The sequence below is a fragment of the Chryseobacterium sp. POE27 genome, assembly GCF_039727685.1.
Taxonomy (GTDB): domain Bacteria; phylum Bacteroidota; class Bacteroidia; order Flavobacteriales; family Weeksellaceae; genus Chryseobacterium.
In genome coordinates, this window is record NZ_CP152475.1 from 2,373,334 (window position 1) to 2,392,225 (window position 18,892).

Below are 18,892 nucleotides of genomic sequence, written 5' to 3' on the forward strand. Positions count from 1 at the left end.
ATATGAAAAGATTTCTACTATCTTTCGTATTAATGCTTTTGGCAATTAATACTGTTTTTGCCCAGCGAGATACAGAACATTGGTTCGCGCCAATGATGAACAGAACAGGTCTGAACGGTGGCGCAAACAGCCAGTCAATTTATTTCTCTACCGATTCTACCGTTCCTTTTGATGTTGATATTTACAATAATAATGTAGTAATCCAAACGGTAACTGTCGTTAAAGGTTCACCGGTAATTTATAATATTCCGATCACAAGCGGTAATTCAAATATTATCACAACATTACAGAACGATCTTTTCCAACCGATTGCAAAAGGGCTTTATACAAAGGGAACTAAACCTTATTATGCCAATCTTAGATTTTCAATTCCCAGCCACGGTGAAATCATCACTTCCAAAGGAAAGGCAGGAATCGGTAAAAAATTCTATGCAGCTGCAACGCCGATTACAGATATCGGGGGCGGAGCTATCTATAACTTCATGACAGGAATTCTAGCAACGGAAAACAACACCGTCGTTACGGTTTCAGGATATTCATCCAGTGTAATATTCTCTAACGGAACTACCGGAGCCAATACCCCTTCCATGTCTTTCACCCTGAATAAAGGAGAATCTTACATCATTGAAGGAATAGGAAACCAATCCGGAAATGCAACAGGCTTTATCGGTGCTAAAATTGAATCTGACAAGCCGATTTCAGTAACCAATGGTAACTTCAATGGTCAGTTTTCGTGGGGACCTGTCGGATCAAGTTCTGATATCATTATGGATCAGTCTGTACCCGTAGACAGATTAGGAAACGAGTTTATTGTAGTAAAAGGAAATGGCAATGTATCTGCGCAGATGGAAGACGCAATCATTATTGCCACTGAAAATAATACAGAAGTACAAATTAACGGCGGTCCGGTAGTAGCAACACTCAATGAAGGGCAGTTTTACAGAGTAAACGGTCCGAATGCGGGAGTCCCGGCGAATAATGTGAATTATATAGATCAGGGTAATGGGCATTACAACATGCACATTAAGACCTCTAAAAATGTATATGTCTATCAGCTTCTCGCAGGTCTGGCAACCAGTATTGCAACCTTGGGCTATAATTATATTCCACCTTTGAACTGTTTTTTACCAAATAAAATAGATGAGATTGCCTTAATTAACAATCTTAACGGAAGTTTAAATGATATTAAATTAAACATTATTACAGAAGCAGGAGCTACAGTTACCTATAATACAGGAAGCGGCGCCCCAATCACACCAACGGCAGCACAGGGACCATATCCTGTGCAAGGTACCTCAAACTGGGTCACTTACTCTATACCCGGACTAACAGGCAATATCTCCGTACACTCTACGAAAGCCGTAACTGCAGGTATCGCAGGAGGAAGTGGAGTTGTAGGATACGGAGGATATTTTGCCGGGTTTTCATCCATCCCGGTAATTGCAAAACAATCAGGAGAATGTGTTCCGGGAATAGTTCTTGAGGTTGATGACAGCTTTGAGACCTATCAGTGGTTTTTGAATAATGTTTCAATACCGGGTGCTACACAAAATGTATATACCCCGACTCAGGCAGGAAATTATACGGTAAAAGTAACTGTGGGAACATGCCAGGCGGAGACTACGCCTATTTACAAAGTTTTCTCATGTATCAGAAATACGACTGCCAATCTGAGTGCCTGCGCAACCAAAGTAATTGTCCCTGCGTTTTCATTCAATACTACGCAGACTCCGGTAGCAAGTACCGTGACCATCCTTACCCACCCTACCCACGGAACAGCTACACTGAATCCTGCTACAGGACAGATCACGTACATTCCGAATTCGGGATACATCGGTCCGGATACTATCGTTTACCAGTTCTGTGGCAATGCTCCCGAATTTATCGACTGTGAACATGTGACATTAAACTTAAATGTAGTTCCTTTCATTTTAACAGATACTACCATAAAGGCATGCCAATACAACGGTAAAGGCTTCTTCGATCTTACGACCGCAAATGTTACTATGTATAATCCGGTGACCAAGAAGTTCTACCCAACTCTGAACGATCTTAATGCAAGCACAAACCAGATTGCCAATCCTACGAATTATCTTTCAACAGAAGGATTTGTCTATGTAAGAGTCACGACCAATGAAGGCTGTGTGGGAACTGCCAAAATAACATTATCATTCCTGCCTTCCCCTGTGGTAAACGAAGCGACTTTAAGTGAATGCTTCCTGGAAGCTGATGAAACAAAAGCTAAATTTAATTTAAACCTGGCCAGTGTAACAACCGAAAGCCCTGTTACAAAAAAATATTATCCTACGTTTGTAGATGCCAGCAACGGAACCAATGAAATACTTGTCTCTGATTTGTATATTTCGGGAGATGGTGCTGTCTTTGCAAGGGTTTACAACAGCAATCAGTGCTACACTATCGCAAAAATCAATTTAAAGGTAATTCCTCCCAACAGATCTGAACTACTCACAGACAAAATCATCTGTATCGAAGGAAGAACAAATCTTGATGCAGGCCCCGGCTATGAATCTTATGAGTGGAATACCGGCGCTACAACACAGGTATTGGAAGGGGTCACAGTAGGAGAATATTGGGTAATTCTGGAAGACAACGGATGCTTTGTGAAACAATTTATACATGTAAAGAAAGCCGAAGCTCCGGTCATTACTGAAATTGAAATTTCAAATAACACCGCAACCGTTCATGTGACAGGCGGACAAGGCCCTTATCAGTATGCGGTAGATTCACCTACCAACTGGCAGGATTCCAATGTATTCACCGGACTATCCAGAGGACAGCATATTTTCTATGTAAAAGATTCTTATAACTGTACGCCGGTATTCGTTGAAGTAACGGTACCGAATCTGATCAATGCCATCACTCCTAATGGTGACAACAAGAATGACTTCATTGATTACAGTGAACTTGCCTACAAAGAAAATCTTTCGTTTGTAATCTACGACAGATACGGAAACAAAATATTTACAGGAGATAAATTCAGTAACTACAAGTGGGACGGAAAACATTATGACAAAAAACTCATCACCGGAACCTACTGGTACCACATCAACTGGAATGAAACCAATAAAGAGAAAACACCGATCAAATACACCGGCTGGATATTAGTGAAAAACATTAATTAAAAGCTGATTCAAATACCCAGGCTGTCGTAAAGACAGCTTTTTTTTGGGATCTAATTTATCATTAAGGTTAGTCCCGTCAGAAATTGAGAATCCCTCGCTATATTTTATAAGGAACTTATATCGTCCGATGCAAGGTGATTGTGACGCCCGATGCAAGAGGCATGCACCGCCCGATGTAAGGTATCCGATACACTCGGTGCAAGACAATTGCAGAGAAATATATCATTAGTAAAAACATGGCTATTATGCTATATTTTTTGAATTTTTTATACCATTTACAAAATAAAAATCTATTTTTGCTAAAAAAACTAAACAGATTGCTATGAAAAAAACAGCTTTACTTTATTATTTTATTTCTATTTACATTTAACCACATCTCGGCACAAAGAGATACTGAACATTGGTTTGCTCCCTTTTCAGCGGCTAGTCTGTCCTCTTCAGCAAAACAGGCTGTCTACCTGTCAACAGATTCTACAGTTCCCTTTCCTGTTGAAATCTATAATAACAATACGGTTATTACGACTATTACGATTAGCAAAGGTAACCCGCAATACTACTATATTAATGCTGCAGACATGATCGGATCCTCTTCTGCAGATCTTTTCACAGTAGGTAGTAAAGGTCTTTATTTAAAAGGAACAAAACCCTTTTTTGCGACATTCAGGTTTACCGTTCCTGCACATGGTGAAATTTTAACGTCTAAAGGAAAAGCAGGTATCGGAAAAAAATTCTATGCAGTTGTCGCTCCTATCACCAATTCTACCAGTGGAATGAACTTCACCACCGGCGTCCTTGCCACCGAAGATAATACAACGGTTACGGTCTCAGGATATGCCCCAACCGTTTCTTTTACAAACGGAGTGACCGGTGCAGTTTCTCCTACTTTAAATATAACCCTGAACAAAGGGCAATCTTATATTATAGAAGGCAGAGGAAACCAACCCGGAAACCTGAAAGGCTTTATCGGTGCCAAAATTGTCTCTGACAAACCAATCTCTGTAACCAACGGAAACTTCCTGGGGGAATATAATCTCGGAACCCCTTTGACGGGCGGAGATATCGTGATGGATCAGTCGGTTCCTACAGACAGACTTGGGAATGAATTTGTTCTTGTAAAAGGCTACGGAAATATTTCTGCAGCAACCGAAGATGCCCTTATCGTAGCTACTGAAGATAATACCCAGATCTATGTCAACGATAATCCTGTAGCAGTGACAACTATTAATGAAGGGGAACACTACAGGGTAAATGAAGTCAACAATAATAATTATATCGATCAGGGAGCAGGACATTACAATATGTATATCAAGACCTCCAAAAATGTGTATGTATATCAGCTTCTTGCAGGAACGGCTACAACCAGCGCTACTATCGGGTTTAATTACATTCCGCCTTTGAGCTGCCTGCTGCCCAGGAAAATTGATGAAATCGGTTTGATTTCAATGCTTCCCCTGGCACCAAACACTCAGAGCAACAATAATATTAAACTAAATATTCTAACGGAAAAAGGTGCCGTCGTTACCGTAAACGGTGTAATACCGACAGCAGCTCAGGGACCGTATAACGTCACCGGAACTCTTGGCTGGGAATCCTATTCTCTTGCAGGCGTTACGGGAAATGTAACCATTACCTCAACAAAAGCAGTAACAGCAGGAATTGCCGGAGGCAGTGGCTTTGTAGGATATGGAGGTTATTTTGCAGGATTTACTTCTGTTCCGGCGATCACTAAATCGGGCGAAGACTGTATCCCCGGAGCTGTTCTGGAAACAGGTGACAGTTTTGATTCTTATCAGTGGTACATAGGCACCACCCCAATTCCCGGAGCCACCGGCCACACATACACTCCAATGCAGGCCGGAACCTACACGGTAAAAGTAGGAATGGGAAGTTGCTTTACCTCAACACCGCTTTTCGTTGTAGAATCCTGCTACGAACAGGTGACAAAGAGCTTAATCATTTGTGATACTCAGAAAACAATTGTTCCGCAGTTTACCAATCATAATGTTCCTGTTGTTTTAGGTACAGCAACAATTGACACGCCACCAAACAACGGAACCGCTACATTAGATCCCGCCACAGGAAATATCACCTACACACCTAATCCGGGATTTTCCGGGACAGATACGATGGTATATCACTTTTGCGCCAATCCAATAAGCGGTGTAGGCTGCGAGCAGGTTACCATGAGCCTTATTGTAGATCCTAATCCTAAAGTAACCAACGTGATAGTGAGATCCTGCCCTATTGAATCCAATCCCAATACCGCATCCTTTAACCTTGAAACTTCAGGATTCACCACTCAAACCGGGCTGATTAAAAAATATTACCGGACTCTGACAGACCTCAACAACGGAACGAATGAAATTTCGCCTGCATCAGCATTCATTTCTTCCAATACTAAAGTTTATGTAAAGGTGATTAACTCCAACGGATGTTTTAATATTGCCGAAATCACGCTGATGGTCATTCCGCCGGTAAAATCTACGGTCTTAAGTGATAAAATCATTTGTATCGAAAATAAAGCTACTCTTGATGCAGGCCCCGGATTTGATGCTTATCAATGGAGTACCGGAGAGACAAGCCAGACGATCAATGCAGGAGTGGGAACCTATTGGGTAAATCTGAAAACAGGAGAATGCTTTACAAGACAAAATGTGAACGTAATACAGGCTACCCAACCTGTTATCTCGAATCTTGAGATCAAAAATAATACAATCACCGTAACCGCAGTCGGAGGAACACCTCCATACAAATATTCTCTGGACGGTCTCAACTGGCAGGATTCAAACTTCTTTGACAATCTTCCGAGAGGTGAAAACAACATTTATGTAAAAGATTTTTACAATTGTGAACCGATTGATGTCACAGTCACCGTTCCTAATTTACTGAACGCCATCACACCGAACGGAGACAACAAAAATGATTATATTGATTATTCTGAGCTATCCTATAAGAAAAACCTGGTATTCAATATTTATGACAGATATGGCAATAAAGTACATCAGGCCAATCAGTTTAATTCTTATCGATGGGACGGAACAATGTACGGCAAGAAGATTCCAACCGCAACCTATTGGTACGAAATCACCTGGACAGAGCCTAATAAAGCGCAAACCCAGGTAAAATATTCCGGCTGGATTCTGGTAAAAAACATTGATTAATATTCAGATATACAGAAACCATAACCGAGCGTTATGGTTTTTTGTATATTTTCAATAAGGTAATGGATATTATTATTAAATTTGTGACAAAAGCAATATCTGAATGAAGAAAATTCTATCTTTTTTATTAATATTTTATTTTTTCACCTTTGCATTTGCACAATTGGACAGGGAGCATTGGTTCGCACCTATGGTAGACAGAACCGGAAACGCCAACCCTTACCAGAAATTATATCTTTCCACCAATCGTATTACGAGTTTCCCGGTAAGCATTTATAATAATAATGTTCTTATCGCTACAGTTAATATCAGCAAAGGAAATCCTCAGAAGATTGACATCCCCCGGGATTTTATTATTACCACATTACAAACGGATTTGTTTACGCCCACTACAAAAGGAATTTATGTAAAAGCAGAATTTCCGTTTTATGCCAATTTAAGATTTTCCGTGTACAATCATGCGGAAATCATTACATCAAAAGGAATTCCATCCACCGGAAAGCTTTTTTTACGCTGCTAATGCACCGATTACCGTAAATAACAGCATTCTGAATTTTATGACGAGTGTGCTGGCAACAGAAGACAACACAACCGTTACCATTTCCGGATATAAGCCTGTAGTGCAGTTTTCCAACGGAACAACAGGAGTTACAAACCCGACAATTACTTTTACTTTAAACAAAGGACAATCATACATTATCGACGGTATCGGAAATATTGCAGGAAATTCCGATGGATTTATCGGAGCAAAAATAGTTTCTGACAAACCCGTAAATGTCACAAACGGGAACTTCAACGGGCAGTATGCGGGAAATTTCCCTACCAGCTCGGATATCCTTATGGACCAGTCGGTTCCTGTAGAACGGCTCGGAAATGAATTTGCCCTTGTAAAAGGTAATGGCAGTATAGGTTCCAATATGGAAGGAGCGCTGGTAATTGCCACAGAAAACAATACTGAAGTCCGTGTGAATGACGAAACACTGCCTATTGCCACTTTAAATATCGGGCAGTATTTTATGATCCCGGATTCGAAATATAAGCTTCAGGGAAACGGACATTACAATCTGTATATCAGAACTTCGAAAAATGCTTATATCTATCAGGTACTGGCAGGAGCAAGTACTGCAGGAAACGAGGTCGCAACCGGAGGCTTCAATTTTATTCCGGCATTAAACTGCTACCTTCCCAAACAGATCAATGAGCTCGGTTTTATTGATGAAAATTTCGTGTATTCCAACGGAAATCCAACGGGAATTTTAAATATTCCTACAAAATTAAATCTTATCACCGAACGTGGCGCTGTAGTTACCGTAAACGGAGGGGTACCGCCCGCCACTACAGGACCTTTTAATATGACAGGCACCAACAACTGGGTAACCTATGGCATTCCGAATACAACAGGTACCATAACAGTTGTTTCATCCAAAGCAATCATGGCGGGAATCAATGCAGGAAGTGACGCTGTAGGATACGGAGGATTTTTCGCAGGATTTCCTACCCAGCCGGTGATTTTAAAATCAGGCGGAGATTGCGTGCCCGGAATTATTCTTACAGTCGATCCTATTATTTACGATACGTATCAATGGTACAATAACGGAAATATCATTCCTGGAGCAACAAACCCATCAATCACCCCTACCCAATCAGGATATTACACCTGCTCGGTAACGATGGGAAGTTGTGCTCCATTGGTGACCGAGCAGTATAAGGTTCTGAACTGTACTAAGCTTTCATCAATAGCCTATGATGTCTGTACGACAAAAACCATTACCCCAGCATTTACATCTTCCGCACAAACACCTCTTCCTTCAACAGTTTCCATCCTTACTGCACCAACTTTGGGAACAGCAACAGTGAACGCCAGTACAGGAGTGATCACCTATACTGTTACCAATCCGGGGACAGCAGGAACAGATACATTTACCTATACTTTCTGCGGAAATGACCCCAATCTTCCGGATTGCGAGACGGTAACGGTAACGATTAATATTCAGACCATAACGGTGAACAACGTAACTCTTAATGCTTGCGACAACGGATCGGGACAGGGAATATTTAATTTAACAACCGCCAATGTAACAAGTAATTCTCCCGTAACCATTACCTATTATCCATCTTTACCGGCTGCGCAGAATGAAACTCCCGGAACGAATATTACAACCTCTTCCAACTATACGGCTACCAATGGAACGATTGTTTACGCCGTAGTAAAAAACAGTCTGGGCTGTAAAAATATTGCACAAATTACTCTTCATTTATATCCTTATGCCACAGTCTTTTCTAACTATACAGGATCATTTTGCGATGATAATCTGGACGGTATCATCAATGTGGTTTTATCGAATATTACCCCTATTGTGCTGAGTAATCCAGGTTATTTTCCAGGGGTAAGATATTATGGAAATATTAATGATGCAAATGCCGGGAACAATAATACACTTCCCAACAACTGGTCTTATACAGCGACTACCACTATCTACATAAGAGTAGACTCTCCGGATGGATGTGCTCCGGTAGTGAAACCTCTCGTCTTTACGATTGGCGCTAAAATCCCTCTTATTAAAACATCATATTCCGTTTCAGTATGTGACGATAATCTGGATGGTACAAAGACGATTGACCTATCAACATATATCAGTCAGTTCACGACAGATCCGCTTGTGACGGTAACATTTCATCCTACTCTGTCAGATGCACAAAATAATACTGCAGTATCCTCAAACCCAATAGACATTACAGGAACACAGACAATTTACGTCCGTTTTGAGAAATCAGGATTCTGCCCCAATATTGCTTCCATTATCATTAATATTAAAATACCGAAGCATTCCGACATTCTGGTCAATAAAGTAATCTGTCCCAAAACAAAAACCATGTTGGATGCAGGCCCCGGTTTTGACAGTTATTTATGGAATACCGGAGCAACAACGCCTTCCATCAACAATGTCGGCCCCGGCGATTATTGGGTAGACCTTACTTTTGGAGGCTGTACCTATAGACAGAATGTGACGGTTACAGAGTCTGTACTTCCTGTCATTTCGCTGATTGAGATAAGCGGAAGCACCGTTACAATCGGGGTAAGCGGAGGAACTCCTCCCTATGAATATTCCCTGGACGGCAACAACTGGCAAAGTTCGAATGTTTTTGTAAATGTGCCTCGCGGAAATCATACTGTACATGTTCGGGATTCGAACCGATGCAATGAGGTGACAAAGGATTTTGTGATTATCAACCTTATCAATACCATTACGCCTAATCAGGATGGATACAACGATGTGATTGATTATTCATCATTGATGAATAATGACAATATCGTATTCAGAATATTCGACCGATATGGCGCCGAAGTTTTCAGAGGAACTCCCACTAACAAATTTATCTGGGACGGAATGATTACAGGAAGACACGTAAATACTGCAACCTACTGGTATTTCATCAGCTGGACTGAATTCGGCGGAAAAACAACCGTAAAATATTCAAGCTGGCTGCTCGTGAAAAATTATTAAATCAAAGCTAAAATTTCATTTAAAATAAATATTTATAACATTCATTAACAATTATAAAGCAAAGTTTAATATAACTTTAACCACTGTTCACTACTAAAATAGGTATAAATTGATACAATTCTGCGTAATTTTGCCCTAATTATATGAATAAGCTATTTACACTATTGGTGTTGGTTTTTCTGGTGAAAATTAACGCGCAGTCCTATTCCGGTGAAGTTTTTTTAAGAGATAATTCCGTTTTATATCTTAATCAGGTGTACGTCACCAATCTTACTACTCAGAACACCGTTCTCAGTGATTTCAATGGTGATTTTACGATTTCCGCCAATAGCGGCGATGTGATACGATTCACATCAATTGTCACCGAAAGAAAGGATATTAAACTGACCCCTCAAATGATCGGGCAGAGAAATTTAATCGAACTAAAAATAGCATATCATGATATTCAGGAAGTTGTGATCAACAGGTTTAAGCCTACCGGAAATCTCAGATACGATGTAAATGCCATCCGAAAAGAAGATAAGGCACTGGCTATAAAAAAAGTGATCGGACTTCCCGAACCTAAAGGAGACGGCACACCTCCTCAGCTCCCTGTGGCAGGATTGAGAGATGGCGGATTAACCTTCAGCCTAGAAAGTATTTACGATATCCTTTCCGGTGAACGCAAGAAGAAACAGCGCTATATGGCGTATGAAAAAATGAATAGCTCCGTAAATCAGATTAAAAACTATCTGGGAAAAGACTATTTTATCAAGTTTAAAATTCCTGAAAATCTTATTGATAACTTTCTTCAGTTTGTATATACTTCAGAAAATATAGAACCTTATATTATAACCGGTAATTTCGAGGCTGTAAAAATTCCGATAGAGAAATATCTGCCTATCTATCAGAGAAGACTCAGAAATTCTCACCTTCAGGAAGTTGTAAAATAATACATCACCCATAACACCCCAAAATGCATATTGCCCGTTGTAGTATGCATTTTTTGTTTTTAAAAATTATACTTATTTTTATCACAATTTAATGACCTTCGCAGAAAACCTCATAATTTCCGTTATATTTCAGACACCTTAATTTGATAATAATTTTAACGACAGTGAATGAAAAAGATACTTCTGATTTTTAGCGCAATACTCTTTGTCAATATTTCAGCTCAGAAAAAAGGTAAAGACTACAGTGATATATTAAAAAGTAAAAATATCTATGAAATCAATGCATTCCTGAGGGATGCGCACCCCGACGATCCCAGAAGATCTGTTCTGAAGCCACGCGTCATGGATATGATGAAGGAATACATTAAAAATGCCAAGCCCGGTGACACAAAAGTAAAACAGATGCAGGACTGGCTTGCCATGCTGAGACGGCGCCCTTCCACAAAAATATCTTTCGAGGAACTGAATGCCAATATCAGGAAAAAGCAAATTGCAAAATATCAGAAAGAATTACAGGTCGGTCAATCTGCTGTCGTTTACACTCCGAGTAATCCGCAAAATGTGTATATAGCTCCTACCGTCTCCACCCCAACAGCAAAGACTGTTGCAATTCCCGACACCGAAGCTTCGGAGTTCAATATGCTGATGGCAGAAAACCCTGTAGAGCATAAAAATAAAACCGTAAAAATATTGAACTCTCTTTTTGATAACGATCCCACAGCCAAAGAATGTATTGTAATGATTGAAAACAAATCTGACTGTAATATTATTGTAAGAATGGAAGGCATCGGTGTCACGAAGTACAGGCTTCCTGTTCCCGCCCACGGAGACAATTCTATTGTGGTGCAGAAAGGAGATTATCTTTTTACAAGCATTGTATGCGGAGCTCAGTACGCATCTCAAAAAACAATACAGAAACCTTTAATGGTTGCTCTCGGCAGCTCATCCAAGAAATAAATCTTAATTTTAATTTTACCATTTAAACAAAATATCTATAAAAATCGCTATTTTTGCAAGATTTTAGAAGTGTCTATGGGTAAAAATAAATTAGCAAGATTCGCAGAAAACAAGACATTACCAAACGTTATTCAGCCGACAAGAGAAGATGCCCTGAATGGTTTTGACCTTAAAGGAAAATGGAGAACAGAATTCTTTAAGAATGATCACCCGATCGTTCTTGAACTGGGTTGTGGTAAGGGAGAATATTCTGTAGGACTCGCTAAAACCTTTCCTGAGAAAAACTTTATCGGAATTGACATTAAAGGTGCCAGATTCTGGTTCGGCGCTAAAGAAGCCCATGAAAGCCAGATGCACAATGTTGGTTTTTTGAGAACTCAGATTGAGCTGGTAGACTATTTCTTTGGTGAAAATGAAGTAGATGAGATATGGATCACGTTCCCGGATCCTCAGATCAAATACAAGCGTACCAAGCACAGGCTTACGCATCCCGACTTTCTAAACAGATATAAAAAATTCCTGAAGCCCGGCGGCATTATTCATTTAAAAACAGATTCTGAATTCCTTCACGGTTATACTCTTGGCTTTCTGCAGGGTGCCGGATATGAAATCATTACTGCACATCATGATATCTATGGCGCACCGGAATACGACCCTGACACCCCGCATTTAAGGGACATCAAAACTTATTACGAAGAATTGTTTTCTGCTAAAGGGAAAACGATTACTTATATCAAGTTCAGAATTAATTAAAAAACAAAAAAATGATGAAAAAAAAAACAATACCCGCTATTACAAATCTAACTTATCGCATGTAAGCAACTTATCGTTGCTCACTATAAAGGATGTAAATTATACATCCTTACATTCTTGTTCGTATAAAACACATTAAAAAATCAGTCATGAAAAAAAACATCTTTATTATTTTGTTATGTACGCTTTTCGCCTGTAAAAGCACAAGCGTTGAAAACCATTCCCACAACATTTTAGAAAGTACAGACATCAAGGAAATCGAAAACTACCTGGCTACGACTCATCCTGATGACCCGAAAAGAAGCGTCCTGAAGCCTAAACTTATTGCCTTGAAAAATGCTGAATGGACCAAAGGAAAGAAGAATGCCAAACCTATGGAAGCCAGACCTGTAATTTCCGAAATCCCAAGCGATGCCATCAGAAGGCCCAACTCAGAAGAGGCCGAAGAATTCAAACGTCTGATCGCATCAACGTCACAGGAACATAAAGATAAAACGGTAAAGCTGTTGAATGCCATGTTCAATGAAGACATCAACAGTAAGGAAGTTATTCTCTTATTTAAAAATCAATCTGACTGCAATCTTGTCCTGAAAATTCAGGGAAAAGATTTTTATAATATGGCCGTCCCGGCAAAAGGTGAAAATTTTATTGTAATAAATAAAGGCACTTACACATTGAATGGCAATGTCTGTGATGTTGTTTATTCTTCAAAAAAAGAGATTAACAAGAGTCTGTTTTTAACGATAAACAATCCTAAACCTGCGACAGGCAAAACTTCAGTAAAAAAAGTAAAAAGACTACATTTGCAGATATAATGTAGCAATATGAAGAAATACATTCCTTTTTCAGTAGTTTTTATTCTGCTCCTGAATAGTTGTGGCACTACAAATCATAAGACAAACTACCCTGTCAGGAAACCCCATCCTATTTCCACAAATACAGGAAGCAGTACAACTTCTACGGCTCAGGTTGAAAGAGAGTATGAGGCATTATTGAAAACATATAAATCTGAGACAGCGCAGGTTTTAACCTATTTGCTGAATGATTCTTCTGACGATCCCAGGACCTCAATAACGATAGAAAATAATTCACGTTGTAATACGGTTATGACAATAAGCGGCACTAATTATTTTAAGAAAATACCTATCGCAGCCTATAAATCAAGCTCAGTGATGGTTCCTAAAAAATCAGAATTACAACCTGTCGGGAATGGTGTGTAACACGGTTTATCAAAAAACAAAATTTATAGAAAGTTCTTATAAAGTGACGGTTTCCAATTGACCATGGCTTTATATATAACAAAAGAAACCGCGCCGAATCTTACGTTCGGCGCGGTTTTGTATGGTAAGAAAATCTTAATTATTCTCCATCAAAGTCAGCATCTTTATCAGCAGATACTACTTCTCCTTCTTCTTTAGATTTTTCTTTATCAGCTTTTCTCTGAGACTGACCTTCTTTGATAGATTCAGAAACTACGCTAAGGATCATATCAATAGATTTAGAAGCATCATCATTCCCTGGAATTACGAAGTCTACTTTTCTAGGATCAGAGTTTGTATCAACGATACCGAAAACCGGGATACCTAATTTTTTAGCTTCAGTTACAGCGATGTGTTCTCTCAAGATATCAACTACAAATACAGCAGATGGAAGTCTCACCATGTCAGCGATAGAACCTAAGTTCTTCTCAAGATTAGCTCTTTGTCTGTCTACCTGTAATCTTTCTTTTTTAGATAAAGTTTCGAACGTTCCATCTTTTTTCATTTTGTCGATGGAGTTCATTTTTTTAACAGCCTTTCTGATTGTAACGAAATTCGTCAACATACCTCCCGGCCATCTTTCTGTGATATAAGGCATATTAAGTTCAGCAGCGTGTTTTGCCACTACTTCTTTCGCTTGCTTTTTAGTTGCTACGAAAAGAACTTTTTTACCTGCAGAAGTTAATTTTTCTAAAGCGCTACAAGCTTCATCCAATTTAACTGCTGTTTTATGTAAGTCTACAATGTGAATACCGTTTTTCTCCATAAAAATGTATGGAGCCATATTTGGGTTCCACTTTCTGGTCATGTGACCGAAGTGTACGCCAGCCTCTAAAAGGTCTTTTACATTTGCTTTTGCCATGTTTTCTGTTTTTGTTAGTTTACTTTCCGTTTTTTAAACAATCAACAATTTCTTTAGATGGGAGAAATGTTTGGATGCTAAACATAACGGGCAAAGTTGCTTTAAGCTTTAGGCATTAAGCTGTAAGCTTTCAAGCGGATTAAAAATTTTAATAAGTTCAAATAGCTTATTGCATATTGCTTTAAGCTTACCGCAATTCTTAACGTTTTGAGAATTGGAATCTCTTTCTTGCTTTTTTCTGACCTGGCTTCTTTCTTTCTACCATTCTTGCATCTCTTGTAAGTAAACCTGCAGGTTTTAAAGCTAATCTGAATTCAGCATTAATTTCGCAAAGCGCTCTAGAAATACCTAATCTGATAGCTTCTGCCTGACCTGTATTTCCACCACCGAATACGTTTACGGTAACGTCGTACTGACCAACAGTTTCAGAAAGGATGAACGGCTGGTTTAATTTGTAAACCATCACGTCTGTAGAGAAATAAGTTGCAGCATCTTTACCGTTTACTGTAATGTTTCCAGAACCTGGTCTTACATAAACTCTAGCTACAGAAGTTTTTCTTCTTCCGATTTTGTGAACTATAGACATAATTAATTATTTAAATTCGTTAACATTAATTGTTTTTGGCTGTTGAGCTTCATGTTTGTGCTCAGTTCCTTCATATAGATAAAGGTTCTTTAATAAAGCAGCTCCCAATCTGTTTTTAGGCAACATACCTTTTACAGATTTTTCCAATACTTTTAAAGAATCTTTTTTCTGAAGTTCAGCCGCAGTCATAGACTTCTGTCCTCCAGGGTATCCTGTATGCCAGATATAAGTCTTGTCGTTCCACTTGTTTCCGGAAAGGGTAACTTTCCCAGCGTTCAAAACGATAACGTTATCACCACAATCTACGTGAGGTGTAAAGTTTGTTTTGTGCTTACCTCTCAAAATCTTTGCAACCGTAGAAGCTAGTCTTCCCAACGGTTGTCCTTCAGCGTCTACCACAACCCATTCTTTATTAGCAGTAGCTTTGTTCGCTGAAACAGTTTTGTAACTTAATGTATTCACACGTTTTAGTTAAAGATTAAACATAATTTTCCCTTAAAAGGGTGTGCAAAGGTACAAATTATTTTGGTAACCCAAAAACATATCTTAGAATTATTACACCTGTAAACATAAAATCAAGATATTTAGTCTGTTATCATATAAAAAATGAGTAGAGCAATATTGATAAGAATGAATATTTTTTTTTATATTTACAAAACAAATGATCTCATGATGAAAAAATTATATTTTTTATTTCTATTAATTGGCTCCCTAAATTCCGGTCAGGTTACAAAAAATGTTTATTTTATTGGCAATAGCTACACCGGAGAAAACAATCTTCCGCAACTTATCAGTAACATAGCAGGCAGTGCCGGTGACAATCTCAACTTCCAAAGCTATACTCCGGGCGGATCTACATTACAAGATCATGCAGGAAATCCCATTGTTTCAAATACGATTAGTCAGGGAAACTGGGATTATGTGGTCCTGCAGGAGCAAAGTCAGATACCTGCTTTTTCCACATCATTTGTTCAAACAGAATTTTTCCCATTTGCAGCTCAGCTGGCAATTAATATAAGGAACAACAATCCCTGCGGAAATGTCATATTCTATATGACGTGGGGTAGAAAAAAACGGAGATACGCAAAACTGTACTCCAGGCTCTTACCTGTGCACCTATGAAGGAATGGATGACATGCTTTATGAGCGATATATGCAGGCTGCGTCGGATAACGAAAGCATAGTTTCACCTGTAGGCAGGGTATGGAGATATATACGTACGCAATATCCTGCATTAGAGCTGTATGAAAGTGATGAATCGCATCCCAGTTATTTAGGTTCAATGATTGCTGCATATACCTTTTATACTGCTATATTTAAGAGAGATCCTACTACAGTTACTTTCAATGGAAATTTGTCTTCTGCTGATGCCAATATCGTGAGGAATGCCGTAAAGAATGTAGTCTATAATAACATGGATACCTGGTATATTAATGTTAATGATGTCCATACAAGATTTAATTATCAGATTATAAATTTAAATACCGTACAGTTTACCAATCAGTCTTCAGGAGCTACAACTTTCCAATGGGACTTTGGAGATGGTACAGTATCTAGTATAGAAAATCCTCTGCATATCTATAACGAGGGCACATATGATGTAAAACTAACAACAAATGCTTGTGGGCAGTTAACTACCAAAATAAAAAAAATAAACATTACAACATTAGGAACGGCTGAAATCTCAAAGCCTGATTTTAAAATCTATCCGGTTCCTGCTAAAGATATTCTAAAAATTAAAACAGATAAAAAATTATCCGGTATGGAAATTCTCGACAGTAACGGAAAGAAGACAAATTGTAAATCAGTCTTTAAGAATGATGAATATTGGATCTCTATACATGAATTAACCCCCGGAATCTATTTTATCACCTATACAATGAATGGAATTATTTATTCTGAAAAGTTTATAAAAGAATAACCTTAAAGGCATATTACCCTATTTAAGAATATTAGAAATATTATAAGACGCTCCGTTTATTAAACTTTATTCAATAACGTATTTAAAGTTTAAGAATACAATCACAATATTAACTAAATATTTATATTTGCGGTAAATCTTATAAAACCATGAGCCACGGAAAAATCAGAGCAGATAAGAACTGTCTTAATTGCGGTCATACCGTTGAAGAAAGATTCTGCCCGCACTGCGGACAGGAAAATACGGAAACAAAACAGCCGTTCCATTATCTTTTTACTCATTTTATTGAGGATTTTACGCATTATGACGGTCAGTTCTGGAAAACAATCAGATATCTTTTATTTAATCCCGGAAGACTCACCAAAGAATATCTTAACGGAAAAAGACAGGCATATGTTGCACCGGTAAAGCTGTATATATTTATAAGTTTCATTACTTTCCTTCTTCCTTCCTTATTTTCAGGTTTTGAAGAATCTGAGGAAGGGCATGATAAAACAGAAAAAGCATCCCAGACAATTCTTAGGGAAAAACAACAGGAACAGAAGATTGCAAAGTTTACAGACAGCCTCACCCAACAGATAAAAAGCAAACAGAACGCTGAAGGGAAAAAAGCATATTATAAAGATACCAAAATCACAGAAGTCAATGGCAATGATATAGAAACCGATGCTTTATCAGAAACCAAAGATGGCAAAATAAGTATTCTCGGAGCATCAAATATGAAGCAATTTGATTCTTTATACGCTAAAAAAATGAGTGACCGGCGTATTTTCGACTTCCTGAGACCTTTCGCTAAAAAAAGTATTTCACCTGCAGGACCAAGGTCTGGGAAGAGAAGAAATCTTCAACAGATTCTCTGAAACTTTTGTTCACACACTTCCTAAAGCTCTTTTTATATATCTCCCTATTTTTGCTCTTTTCCTCTGGATTTTCCACAATAAAAAGAAATGGTGGTACTTTGATCATGGGATTTTCACGTTGCATTATTTCTCTTTTCTGTTATTAGGAATTCTGATTCTGATATTTTTCAACAGGCTTATTGATATTATTCCAGACAATATCATCCTTAGTATCTTGCAGACATTAGCTTATATAGCCGGTATCACTTATTTATTTCTTTACTTTTTCATAGCACACCATCGTGTATATGAAAGTTCAAGAGGAATCAGTGTAATGAAAGGCATTTTACTGCTTATCATTAACTTCGTCGGAATTTTATGCATGCTGCTTTTATTGATGTACACAAGCTTTATTATGATGCATTAATCACGAAGCGTTTTACCGGCCCTGAAACTCGCAATGAGATAATACGCTACAAAGACTGTAGAAAACTTCAGGATTGAAGGGATCGCAAGTTCAAGATTGAATAGTAAAGCACCAAACGCTACCAATATTGCCATTGCCAAAAAAGACAGACCTAACTTTTGCGGCAGTGTAAAATTGGGCGTATCCAGATAATAGGCAATTCCCCACGCAAAACCAAAAGCGATGGCATAGTAAATATCAAGTCTTATATTCTCTGAACTGTAAAAGAAATAATTGATTAAAAAACTTACAACTGTTCCCAACAAAAAATAGAGCAATGCCTTTTTCATATCCATTAAATGTAATGCAAAAGTAAAGAAATTAATTTGAGAATTTAAAAGCTGCTGATTTTTGAAATTAATATTACAAAACCCATTTAAAGTTTTTTTACCTCAAACTTAGTGCGAGTCTCAACCTTAATCCTAAACGAATGTTTATTCGTCAGGCAAGTGTAAAACCCATTAATTTTCATTAAACATTTGAAAATCAAAATATTAACCACAAACA

Annotated in this window: 16 protein-coding genes; 12 read left to right on the top strand and 4 right to left on the bottom strand. The window is 38.3% G+C overall.

The features are described from left to right. Nucleotides 1-2 precede the first annotated feature (2 nt). The 9 genes from AAHI02_RS11225 to AAHI02_RS11265 all read left to right on the top strand — a co-directional run bounded on the left by AAHI02_RS11225 (nucleotide 3) and on the right by AAHI02_RS11265 (nucleotide 13,672). Nucleotides 3-3,143 carry a gliding motility-associated C-terminal domain-containing protein gene (locus AAHI02_RS11225; protein ID WP_346983324.1) on the top strand — a complete coding sequence of 1,047 codons (3,141 nt, stop codon included), beginning with the start codon at nucleotides 3-5 and terminating at the stop codon, nucleotides 3,141-3,143. 575 nt (nucleotides 3,144-3,718) lie between these two features. Continuing rightward, the gene (locus AAHI02_RS11230) at nucleotides 3,719-6,304 is read left to right on the top strand and encodes a T9SS type B sorting domain-containing protein (RefSeq protein WP_346983325.1); all 2,586 of its coding nucleotides are present in this window, start codon (nucleotides 3,719-3,721) and stop codon (nucleotides 6,302-6,304) included. A gap of 103 nt (nucleotides 6,305-6,407) precedes the next feature. Continuing rightward, nucleotides 6,408-6,824 carry a hypothetical protein gene (locus AAHI02_RS11235; RefSeq protein WP_346983326.1) on the top strand — a complete coding sequence of 139 codons (417 nt, stop codon included), beginning with the start codon at nucleotides 6,408-6,410 and terminating at the stop codon, nucleotides 6,822-6,824. Beyond that, a complete protein-coding gene (locus AAHI02_RS11240) occupies nucleotides 6,763-9,810 on the top strand; it encodes a T9SS type B sorting domain-containing protein (protein WP_346983327.1) in 3,048 nt (1,015 codons plus the stop codon). Before AAHI02_RS11235 ends, AAHI02_RS11240 begins: the two co-directional genes overlap by 62 nt. A 143-nt stretch (nucleotides 9,811-9,953) precedes the next feature. Next, nucleotides 9,954-10,742, top strand: coding sequence for a hypothetical protein (locus AAHI02_RS11245; protein WP_346983328.1), 789 nt, complete (start codon nucleotides 9,954-9,956; stop codon nucleotides 10,740-10,742). Between the two features lie 168 nt (nucleotides 10,743-10,910). Continuing rightward, on the top strand, nucleotides 10,911-11,699 hold the full coding sequence (locus tag AAHI02_RS11250; RefSeq protein ID WP_346983329.1) for a DUF6759 domain-containing protein: 789 nt from the start codon (nucleotides 10,911-10,913) through the stop codon (nucleotides 11,697-11,699). Nucleotides 11,700-11,774: 75 nt separating this feature from the next. Then, complete coding sequence (trmB, locus tag AAHI02_RS11255; RefSeq protein WP_346983330.1) at nucleotides 11,775-12,452, top strand: tRNA (guanosine(46)-N7)-methyltransferase TrmB; 678 nt, start codon at nucleotides 11,775-11,777, stop codon at nucleotides 12,450-12,452. A 149-nt stretch (nucleotides 12,453-12,601) separates the two neighbouring features. Next, nucleotides 12,602-13,267 carry a DUF6759 domain-containing protein gene (locus tag AAHI02_RS11260; RefSeq protein ID WP_346983331.1) on the top strand — a complete coding sequence of 222 codons (666 nt, stop codon included), beginning with the start codon at nucleotides 12,602-12,604 and terminating at the stop codon, nucleotides 13,265-13,267. A gap of 9 nt (nucleotides 13,268-13,276) precedes the next feature. Beyond that, nucleotides 13,277-13,672: a DUF6759 domain-containing protein gene (locus tag AAHI02_RS11265; RefSeq protein WP_346983332.1), complete on the top strand. Its 396-nt coding sequence runs from the start codon at nucleotides 13,277-13,279 to the stop codon at nucleotides 13,670-13,672. Between the two features lie 139 nt (nucleotides 13,673-13,811). Here the strand turns inward: AAHI02_RS11265 and rpsB are convergent, their stop codons facing one another. From rpsB to rplM, 3 genes are all read right to left on the bottom strand, one after another. Continuing rightward, complete coding sequence (gene rpsB, locus AAHI02_RS11270) at nucleotides 13,812-14,573, bottom strand: 30S ribosomal protein S2 (RefSeq protein ID WP_346983333.1); 762 nt, start codon at nucleotides 14,571-14,573, stop codon at nucleotides 13,812-13,814. A 199-nt stretch (nucleotides 14,574-14,772) separates the two neighbouring features. Continuing rightward, on the bottom strand, nucleotides 14,773-15,159 hold the full coding sequence (gene rpsI, locus AAHI02_RS11275) for a 30S ribosomal protein S9 (protein ID WP_042722891.1): 387 nt from the start codon (nucleotides 15,157-15,159) through the stop codon (nucleotides 14,773-14,775). Between the two features lie 6 nt (nucleotides 15,160-15,165). After that, the gene (gene rplM, locus AAHI02_RS11280; protein WP_042722889.1) at nucleotides 15,166-15,621 is read right to left on the bottom strand and encodes a 50S ribosomal protein L13; all 456 of its coding nucleotides are present in this window, start codon (nucleotides 15,619-15,621) and stop codon (nucleotides 15,166-15,168) included. Nucleotides 15,622-15,828: 207 nt separating this feature from the next. On the opposite strand from rplM, the gene AAHI02_RS11285 reads away from it, so the two are divergent. The 3 genes from AAHI02_RS11285 (at nucleotide 15,829) to AAHI02_RS11295 (ending at nucleotide 17,940) form a co-directional block, all read left to right on the top strand. Then, nucleotides 15,829-16,281 (top strand): hypothetical protein, encoded by a 453-nt coding sequence (locus AAHI02_RS11285; protein ID WP_346983334.1) that lies wholly within the window; start codon nucleotides 15,829-15,831, stop codon nucleotides 16,279-16,281. 4 nt (nucleotides 16,282-16,285) lie between these two features. Next, nucleotides 16,286-17,080 (top strand): PKD domain-containing protein, encoded by a 795-nt coding sequence (locus tag AAHI02_RS11290; protein ID WP_346983335.1) that lies wholly within the window; start codon nucleotides 16,286-16,288, stop codon nucleotides 17,078-17,080. A 149-nt stretch (nucleotides 17,081-17,229) separates the two neighbouring features. Continuing rightward, nucleotides 17,230-17,940: a DUF3667 domain-containing protein gene (locus AAHI02_RS11295; protein WP_346983336.1), complete on the top strand. Its 711-nt coding sequence runs from the start codon at nucleotides 17,230-17,232 to the stop codon at nucleotides 17,938-17,940. Nucleotides 17,941-18,342: 402 nt separating this feature from the next. Here the strand turns inward: AAHI02_RS11295 and AAHI02_RS11300 are convergent, their stop codons facing one another. Continuing rightward, nucleotides 18,343-18,675 (bottom strand): hypothetical protein, encoded by a 333-nt coding sequence (locus AAHI02_RS11300; RefSeq protein ID WP_346983337.1) that lies wholly within the window; start codon nucleotides 18,673-18,675, stop codon nucleotides 18,343-18,345. Nucleotides 18,676-18,892: the final 217 nt, after the last annotated feature.

Bases quoted from the DNA above. Each gene is read 5' to 3' on its own strand.
- AAHI02_RS11230 (WP_346983325.1), top strand. From the start codon at position 3,719: ATGATCGGATCCTCTTCTGCAGATCTTTTCACAGTAGGTAGTAAAGGT.
- rpsI (WP_042722891.1), bottom strand. From the start codon at position 15,159: ATGTCTATAGTTCACAAAATCGGAAGAAGAAAAACTTCTGTAGCTAGA.
- AAHI02_RS11295 (WP_346983336.1), top strand. From the start codon at position 17,230: ATGAGCCACGGAAAAATCAGAGCAGATAAGAACTGTCTTAATTGCGGT.
- rpsB (WP_346983333.1), bottom strand. From the start codon at position 14,573: ATGGCAAAAGCAAATGTAAAAGACCTTTTAGAGGCTGGCGTACACTTC.
- trmB (WP_346983330.1), top strand. From the start codon at position 11,775: ATGGGTAAAAATAAATTAGCAAGATTCGCAGAAAACAAGACATTACCA.
- AAHI02_RS11285 (WP_346983334.1), top strand. From the start codon at position 15,829: ATGATGAAAAAATTATATTTTTTATTTCTATTAATTGGCTCCCTAAAT.
- AAHI02_RS11250 (WP_346983329.1), top strand. From the start codon at position 10,911: ATGAAAAAGATACTTCTGATTTTTAGCGCAATACTCTTTGTCAATATT.
- AAHI02_RS11290 (WP_346983335.1), top strand. From the start codon at position 16,286: ATGGATGACATGCTTTATGAGCGATATATGCAGGCTGCGTCGGATAAC.
- AAHI02_RS11265 (WP_346983332.1), top strand. From the start codon at position 13,277: ATGAAGAAATACATTCCTTTTTCAGTAGTTTTTATTCTGCTCCTGAAT.
- AAHI02_RS11225 (WP_346983324.1), top strand. From the start codon at position 3: ATGAAAAGATTTCTACTATCTTTCGTATTAATGCTTTTGGCAATTAAT.
- AAHI02_RS11240 (WP_346983327.1), top strand. From the start codon at position 6,763: ATGCGGAAATCATTACATCAAAAGGAATTCCATCCACCGGAAAGCTTT.
- AAHI02_RS11245 (WP_346983328.1), top strand. From the start codon at position 9,954: ATGAATAAGCTATTTACACTATTGGTGTTGGTTTTTCTGGTGAAAATT.
- AAHI02_RS11235 (WP_346983326.1), top strand. From the start codon at position 6,408: ATGAAGAAAATTCTATCTTTTTTATTAATATTTTATTTTTTCACCTTT.
- AAHI02_RS11260 (WP_346983331.1), top strand. From the start codon at position 12,602: ATGAAAAAAAACATCTTTATTATTTTGTTATGTACGCTTTTCGCCTGT.
- AAHI02_RS11300 (WP_346983337.1), bottom strand. From the start codon at position 18,675: ATGAAAAAGGCATTGCTCTATTTTTTGTTGGGAACAGTTGTAAGTTTT.